The organism is Plasticicumulans sp. (assembly GCF_035331805.1).
In the GTDB taxonomy this organism is placed as follows: domain Bacteria; phylum Pseudomonadota; class Gammaproteobacteria; order Competibacterales; family Competibacteraceae; genus Plasticicumulans.
The window spans coordinates 1-4,135 of the sequence record NZ_DAOLKE010000312.1 but is presented as its reverse complement, the minus strand read 5'-3'; the positions used below and the strand labels follow the sequence as shown (position 1 = coordinate 4,135).

The following is a 4,135-nucleotide window of genomic DNA, read 5'->3' as shown; positions in this document are numbered from 1 at the left end:
TCAAAACCGGTAATCCACCCCCGCATACACCGATCGCCCGTCGCCCGGCAGGAACTGCGCCGAGTCGCGACCGCGGGCGTCGGCGATGACGCCGGTGGTGGCGGCGTAGGTGGTGTTCGAGAGATTTCTGGCTTCGATGAACAGCGACAGCCCGGCGTTGCGGCCGCGCTTCGGCTGCCAGCCAGCCTTGAAACCCCAGATCGCATAATCGTCGGCATACAGCGTGTTGGCGAGATCGACCGGGTAGCGGTCCGGCGACCATTCGGCGGTCGGGCCGGCGTAGAAACCAGCGGCGGTTTCCCACAGCAGTTCGGTGCGCAATAACTGGCGCGGAATGCCGGCGAGGCGCTTATTGCCGTAGACCGGATCGCCATCGAAGCGGAAGTCGTTCAGCAGATAACTCGCACGCAGGTGCAAATCGGCACCGGGACGCAGTTCCAGCCCGAGTTCGAGGCCCTGGTGGATCGTGCGCCCGGCGTTGATCGTGCCGAGCGGGTTGCCGTTGCCGTCATTGAGGCCGAGCAGTTCGCCGTCGATGCGGGCGCGGTACAGCGAGACATCCCAGTTCGCCGGGCCGGCTTCGCCGCGGCTGCCGATCTCGAGCGTCCAGCCGGTCTGGGCATCAAGTTCCGGCGCGCCGGTGCCGCCGCGCAGTTCGCCGAAGCTCGGCGGTTCGACGCTGCGGCTGAGGTTCGTATAGAACTGCACGCCCGGCGTCGCCTGCCAGCGCAGGCCGAGCTTCGGGTTCAGTGAGCGCCAGGAATCGTCGTAGCTCTGGTCGCCATCACTGGGGAAGCGGTCGTCGATGCGGCGGCTGGCGATCGCGCCCTGCAGACCGGTGACCAGCCACAGCCGGTCGATGACTTCGTGCTGGTTCTCGACGAAGGCTTCGAGATTCCAGGCCGTGCCTTCGTTGTGCGCGGTCGGGTTGCCGGTATGGCCGGCGAGGTTCACCCAGCGGTGATCGTCGAGCCGACCCCGGCTCGCCAGCACGCCGGCCGTCAGGCGGTTCGCCCGCCCGGCGAGTGGCGCTTCGAGCATGTGGATCAGGCTCAGGCCGGCGTCCTGCGATACCTGATGCAGCACCTGGAAGATCGGGTGGTGCAGGTCCTTGTGGACGAAATACGCGGCGAAGTCGGTGCGCGCGCCGTCCTTGACCAGCGTCAGCTGGTCGGCGATGCGGAACAGGTCGAAGTTGCGCTGCTGGTCGAGCGCGACGTTGCCGGCGGCGGCGGCCGTCGGGTCGCGGCGCATCTGCGCTTTGGTGAGGTTGCCCGGCAGTTCCGAGTTGCTGTTGACGGCGCCGATCCAGACGCGGTTCTCGACGCCGGCACCGAGCCGTTCGCCCCAGTTGCCGGACAGCCGCCAGGTTTCCTGTTCGGCGTGCTCGCGGAAGCCTTCCTGCGCGAAGCCCGAAATCGCCAGATAGCCGTCGCGCTGGCTGTCGGCGGCGCCGTAGCTCGCGAACGGCCGCAGATACCCATGGCTGCCGGCCTCGAAGTGCAGCCGGCTGCCGGCCCCGGCCGGGCTGCGAGCGGTGGGGCTGATGAAATTGACCGCGCCGCCGAGCGTCGCGGCACCGAAGCGCAGTGCGTTGGCGCCGCGCCAGACCTCGGTGTATTCGAGCGCCAGCGGGTCGAGCACCTGGAAGTCGCCGCCGCCGTCGGCCTGGTTGACCGGTACGCCGTCCTGCAGCAGGCGGATGCCGCGCAGGTGGAAGGTGCGCTGCACGCCGGAGCCGCGGATCGACAGCCGGGATTCCTCGGCGCCGAAGCGCGGCTGCACGAACACGCCGGTTGCGAAGCCGAGGCTGTCCTGCAGCGTCGAACTGCGCCCGCGCTGCTCGTCGGCGGCCTCGACCACGCCGGCGCCGCCGGGCACGGTGGCGAGTTCGGCGCGGGCGGCGTCGATGTCGGGCACGGTCAGCGAGGCCGGGGCGCGGCCGGTGACGATGACCTCCAGCAGCGGGGTGTCGCCATCGGCGGCCAGCACGGGCAGGGTCAGCGTGGCGGCGGCGAGGCCGAGGCAGGGCAGGGGGCAGCGCATGGGGAGGGTCCGTTCGGGCAGCGGCGGAGGCCCGGCATGCTCGTGCCGCCTGCGGGGAGCCGTCGCGTGACATGGTGTCGCAGGCGAGGCGTGCGCAGGCTTGCCGCGGGGTGGCCGATGCACAATCCGCGGTGCCGCAAAACCCTTGCACCGGCCGCTACTTGTCCGCAATCCGGCCGCATGGCTGCCGGCGATTGGTCCTTGCCGTCCGTCGCCTGCGACCGATGGTCGCAGGCGCTGCCGGCGGGCAGTGGGCGATGCCGACAATGGCGGTTCCCTCGTCTGCCGGAGTCGCGCCGATGTCCCTGCCGAAGCCCTCGTCCACCCGTATCCTCTGTGCCGACCTCCCGCAGCGCCAGGCGAAATGGCGATCGGCCTGCGCGGCAAGCTGCGCGGCATGGCTGATGTCCTTCGGTGCCTCGGCGCATGTGACGCTGGAGCGACTCGAAGCGCCGGCCGGCAGCCATTACAAGGCGGTGCTGCGCGTGCCGCACGGCTGCAGCGGCGCGGCAACCACCGGCGTGCGCGTGCGCATCCCGGACGGCGTGGTGTCGGTGAAGCCGCAGCCGAAACCGGGCTGGACGCTGGAGACCGAACGCGGTCCGCTCGCCGAAGCCTACGAGAGCCACGGCCAGACCATCCGCGACGGCGTGCGCGAGGTACGCTGGCATGGCGGCGTCCTGCCCGATGAGCAGTTCGACGAATTCGCGATCCTGATGAAACTGCCGGCCGGGGCGGGACGCACGCTGGCGTTTGCGACCGTGCAGGATTGCATTGGCGGAGCCGTCGAACGCTGGATCGGGTTGCCTGCTGCCGGCCAGTCCGCGCACGATCTGCCCCGGCCGGCGCCGCTGCTGCGCCTGACCGATCCCGTTCCCTGACGGATGTTCCGTTTGCCTCCTGCCAGAAGCGCATGCCCGATCGCCTGAAACCCGCCCTGCCGTTCCTGTATGCCCTGTGTCTTTGTGCCCTGCTGAGTCTCGTCGTGGCGGGGCGTGCCGAAGCGCATGCGGCGCTGCTCGCCAGCGATCCGCTCGACGGGGCGCAGCTGAGTCTCCAGCCGGCGGCGGTCGAACTGCGCTTCAACGAGCCGGTGCGGCCGCTGATGCTGCGCGTGCTCGATCGCAAGGGCACGACGATTGCGAGTCTCGCCGCCGGCGCCCCGGTCACGCAGAGCCTGCGCGTGACGCTGCCGGCCGGGGGCGATGGCGTCTATCTCGCGAGCTGGCGCGTGGCTTCGGCCGACGATCATCCGGTCGCCGGCAGCCTGAGCTGGCGGGTCGGCACGGCCGGGGCCGATACCGGTGCGCCGGTGGCGGTCGCGGCAGGCGCGGTATCGCCGCCGCTGGTGCTGCGGCTGCTGGCCGAGCTGACATTGCTGATCGCCGCCGGCGGCGCGCTGGCGCTGCCGTGGTTGCGGCCCGAAGGCAAGGCGCGGCTGCGCAGCGTGCGTGTCGTGCGCGTGGCGGCGCGCCTCGGGCTGGCGCTGCTGCTGCCGCGTCTGCTCGCCGAAGGCGCGGCGCTGGCCGGCACCTCCGACTGGTTCGAGGATGAAACCTATGCAGCCCTGGCCCACACCGCCTATCCGCTGGCCGCGGCGCTGGCGCTGCCCGGGCTGCTGGTGCTCGCCTGCCTGCCGAAAACCGGCGAATGGAAGCGGGGCTGGCTGCTCGCCGGTGCCGTGCCGGCGCTGCTGAGCTTCGGCGTCGGCGGCCATGCCGTGCACGCGCTCACCGGCGGCTGGCTGGCGCCGGTGCTGGTCGTGCATGCGGCGGCTGCGGCGATCTGGCTCGGCGCGCTGTGGCCGACCGAATATGCGCTGCGCAGCGTTGACCCGAAGATCGACGACCAGCGGCCGGCGCTGGCCGTGCTCGGGCGCTTCGCGCATCGCGGGCGCGAACTGCTCGGCGCACTGGCCGTGAGCGGCCTGCTGATCGCCTGCGTGCAGCTCGGTCCGCCGTCGCCGGCCTGGGGCAACACCTACGCCCGGCTGTTCATGGCCAAGCTCGGACTCGCCCTCCTGCTGTTCGCGCTCGGCGCGCTGAACCGCTGGTGCTGGCTGCCGGCGCTCGCCCGCGGCCGGCGCCGG

General features: G+C 71.3%; 3 protein-coding genes. 2 read left to right on the top strand and 1 reads right to left on the bottom strand.

Annotation, left to right across the window (positions count from 1 at the left end; genetic code table 11):
• Positions 1-2,046, bottom strand: a complete 2,046-nt coding sequence (locus PKE44_RS15935; protein ID WP_324553086.1) for a TonB-dependent receptor — start codon at positions 2,044-2,046, stop codon at positions 1-3.
• A gap of 404 nt (positions 2,047-2,450) precedes the next feature.
• Between PKE44_RS15935 and PKE44_RS15930 the strand changes: the two genes are divergently transcribed.
• Together PKE44_RS15930 and PKE44_RS15925 are read left to right on the top strand one after the other, a co-directional pair.
• Entirely contained in the window at positions 2,451-2,927 is a 477-nt protein-coding gene (locus PKE44_RS15930) for a YcnI family protein (protein ID WP_324553087.1), read from the top strand.
• Positions 2,928-2,959: 32 nt separating this feature from the next.
• On the top strand, positions 2,960-4,135 hold a 1,176-nt coding region (locus PKE44_RS15925; protein WP_324553083.1), incomplete at its 3' end, for a copper resistance protein CopC.

Bases quoted from the DNA above. Each gene is read 5' to 3' on its own strand.
- PKE44_RS15935 (WP_324553086.1), bottom strand. From the start codon at position 2,046: ATGCGCTGCCCCCTGCCCTGCCTCGGCCTCGCCGCCGCCACGCTGACC.
- PKE44_RS15930 (WP_324553087.1), top strand. From the start codon at position 2,451: ATGTCCTTCGGTGCCTCGGCGCATGTGACGCTGGAGCGACTCGAAGCG.